The organism is Thermohalobaculum sp. (assembly GCF_058622915.1).
Genome location: NZ_JBZSYN010000059.1, coordinates 1 through 2,771, shown reverse-complemented (window position 1 = coordinate 2,771; position 2,771 = coordinate 1). Strand labels below are relative to the sequence as shown.

Below are 2,771 nucleotides of genomic sequence, written 5' to 3'. Positions count from 1 at the left end.
GGTTGGCCCGCGCCAGCGCCGCGGCGTCCGAGGGCCTGAGCGCGAAATCGTGCGGCTCGGCGGCGGGCGGCACCAGCAGCCGGGGCGCGCCGACCCCTTCCATGACCCGAGCCACCACCGAGTCGACGGGGGCGACGGTGGCGATCACCTCCGGCTTCGCCGAGGCGCTGGCGGGGAGGAGGACGAGGAGCGCCAGGATCAGGACAAGGCTGCGCATCGGGCAAATCTGTTTGAACAACGGGCCTCGATCTGCTAGCAGTATTGTTACGTTATAACAATTCAAAAGTTGCCCAGCCACATCCGAGAGCCAGCATGAGCACCCGTGCCGTCGCCTTTGCCGAGCATGACCACGGCCGCTGCCGCAAGGCCCTGATGGGCGAGTTCGCCCGCGCCGCCGCGGCACGTGGCCTGCGCCTGACACCGGCGCGCCGGCGGGTGCTCGAGCTGCTTACCGAGGCGCACCGCGCGATGGGCGCCTACGAGCTGCTGGACAGGCTGCGCGCGGACGGTCTGGGCTCGCAGCCCCCGGTGGTCTACCGGGCACTCGATTTCCTGATCGAGGCCGGTTTCGCGCACAAGCTCGAGCGGCTGAACGCCTATGTCGCCTGTGCCCACCCCGACGGCGAGCCGGGCCGCGATCACGCCGCTTGCTTCCTGATCTGCGCCGAGTGCCGCAAGGTCGCCGAGATCGAGGACGGCGGCCTCGACCTCGCCATCGCCCAGGCCGCCGCCGAGCGCGGCTTCGCCATGCGCCGCACGGTGCTCGAGATCGAGGGCGTGTGCCCGGCCTGCCGGGGCATCGCGTGAGCGGCCCCCTGATCGAGACCCGGGGGCTGGGCTTCGCCGACGGCAAGCAGCGCATCCTGCACGATGTCGACCTCGCCATCGCATCAGGCGAGATCGTCACCATCGTCGGCCCGAACGGCGCCGGCAAGACCACGCTGCTGCGCGCGCTGGTCGGCGCGCTGCGGCCCACTGCGGGCGAGATTCGCCGCCGGCCCGGCCTGCGCATCGGATACACGCCGCAGCGGCTGTCGGTCGACCGCACCATGCCGCTGACCGTCGACCGATTCCTCGCGCTGGGCGGCGCCCGTGATGCGGCGGCTCGCGCCCGGGCGCTCGAGGCGGCCGGCATTGCCGACCTCGGCGGGGCCCAGGTCGCCGACCTCTCGGGCGGCGAACTGCAACGGGCGGCGCTGGCCCGCGCCCTGTTGCGCGCGCCGCAGCTCCTGATCCTGGACGAGCCGACGCAAGGCCTCGACCAGCCCGGAGAGGCCGCCTTCTATCGCCTGATCGAGCGGGTGCGCGCCGAGACCGGGGCGGCCATCTGCATGGTCAGCCATGACCTGCACGTGGTGATGAGCGCCGCCGACCGCGTGATCTGCCTCAATGGCCATGTCTGCTGCGAGGGCAGCCCGATGCAGGTCAGCGAGGCGCCCGAGTACCGGGCGCTGTTCGGCCTCGGCACCCACGGCGCGCTGGCGCTCTACCGCCACGAACATGACCACGCGCACCACCATGCCGCGGCGCCGGGGGAGCACAGGTGACGGGGCTTCTCGACGATTTTCTCGTGCGCGCCGCGCTCGCGGGCATCGGCATCGCGCTGCTCGCCGGCCCGCTTGGCTGCTTCGTGGTCTGGCGCCGCATGGCCTATTTCGGCGACACCCTGGCGCATGCCGCGCTGCTGGGCGTGGCGCTGGCGCTGGTACTGCACATCGGCATCATTCCCGGAGTCCTCGCCGTGGCACTGGCCGTGGCGCTGGCCATCGCGCGGGGCAGCGGGCGGCGTTACGCCGCCGACACCTTGCTCGGCGTGCTCGCGCACGGGGGACTGGCGGTGGGCCTGGTCGTGCTCTCCTTCGTGCCGGGGGCGCGCACTGACCTCTCAGCCTGGCTCTTCGGTGACATCCTCGCCGTCTCGGCGCGCGATGTCGGACTGATATGGGGCGCCGCGGCCATCGCTGGGCTGGCGCTGTGGCACGGATGGCAACCGCTTCTGAACTCCACGCTGAATGAGGAGCTGGCTTTCGCCGAGGGCGGCAGTCCGCCGCGCGACCGGCTGGTGCTGACGTTGGCCCTGGCGCTCATGGTCGCGGCGGCGCTCAAGGTGGTGGGCGCTTTGCTGATCACCGCCATGCTGATCCTGCCGGCCGCCGCTGCGCGCCCGCTGGCGCGCACGCCCGAGGCGATGGCAGCGCTGGCGGCCCTGATCGGCGCCGCCGCGGTGCTGGGCGGCCTGCGCCTCGCCTGGGTCGCCGACACGCCCGCCGGTCCCTCGGTCGTGGTGGCAGCGCTAGCGCTGTTCCTGCTGTCCAACGTCGCGCGCCGCGCCTGAGCCTTGCCAGCCGCGCGCATTCGCGCCATCACCGCGGCGATGCCCCGCTATAAGCTCACCCTCGAATACCACGGCGGCCCCTTCGTCGGCTGGCAGCGCCAGAAGAACGGGCGCTCGGTGCAGCAGGCGGTGGAGGAGGCGCTGCGCGCCCTCGACCCTGACGCGCCCTCCATCGCCGGTGCCGGGCGCACCGACGCGGGCGTTCACGCCACCGGACAGGTCGCCCATTGCGAGTTGACCCGCGACTGGGAGCCCTTCCGCCTGGCCGAGGCCCTCAACTGGCACCTGAAGCCGGAGCCCGTGGCGGTGCTGGCCGCCGAACCGGTGGCGTCCGACTTCCACGCCCGCTTCAGCGCCGTCCGCCGGCGCTACCTCTACCGCATCATCTGCCGCCGGGCGCCGCTGACGTTGGAGCGCGGGCTGGCCTGGCGCCTGC

General features: G+C 72.6%; 5 protein-coding genes. 4 read left to right on the top strand and 1 reads right to left on the bottom strand.

All coding sequences use genetic code 11. From position 1 onward, the window contains the following. On the bottom strand, positions 1-217 hold a 217-nt coding region (locus AC32QD_RS05075), incomplete at its 3' end, for a metal ABC transporter solute-binding protein, Zn/Mn family (protein WP_492009398.1). A 95-nt stretch (positions 218-312) separates the two neighbouring features. Here AC32QD_RS05075 and AC32QD_RS05070 point away from each other — a divergent pair. From AC32QD_RS05070 to AC32QD_RS05055, 4 genes are all read left to right on the top strand, one after another. Next, complete coding sequence (locus tag AC32QD_RS05070; RefSeq protein WP_492009397.1) at positions 313-807, top strand: transcriptional repressor; 495 nt, start codon at positions 313-315, stop codon at positions 805-807. Then, positions 804-1,547 (top strand): ATP-binding cassette domain-containing protein, encoded by a 744-nt coding sequence (locus tag AC32QD_RS05065; protein ID WP_492009396.1) that lies wholly within the window; start codon positions 804-806, stop codon positions 1,545-1,547. Before AC32QD_RS05070 ends, AC32QD_RS05065 begins: the two co-directional genes overlap by 4 nt. Further along, on the top strand, positions 1,544-2,335 hold the full coding sequence (locus tag AC32QD_RS05060) for a metal ABC transporter permease (protein ID WP_492009395.1): 792 nt from the start codon (positions 1,544-1,546) through the stop codon (positions 2,333-2,335). Before AC32QD_RS05065 ends, AC32QD_RS05060 begins: the two co-directional genes overlap by 4 nt. Positions 2,336-2,374: 39 nt before the next feature. Further along, positions 2,375-2,771, top strand: a 397-nt coding sequence (locus tag AC32QD_RS05055; protein ID WP_492009394.1) for a tRNA pseudouridine synthase A, incomplete at its 3' end; no start/stop codon positions are given.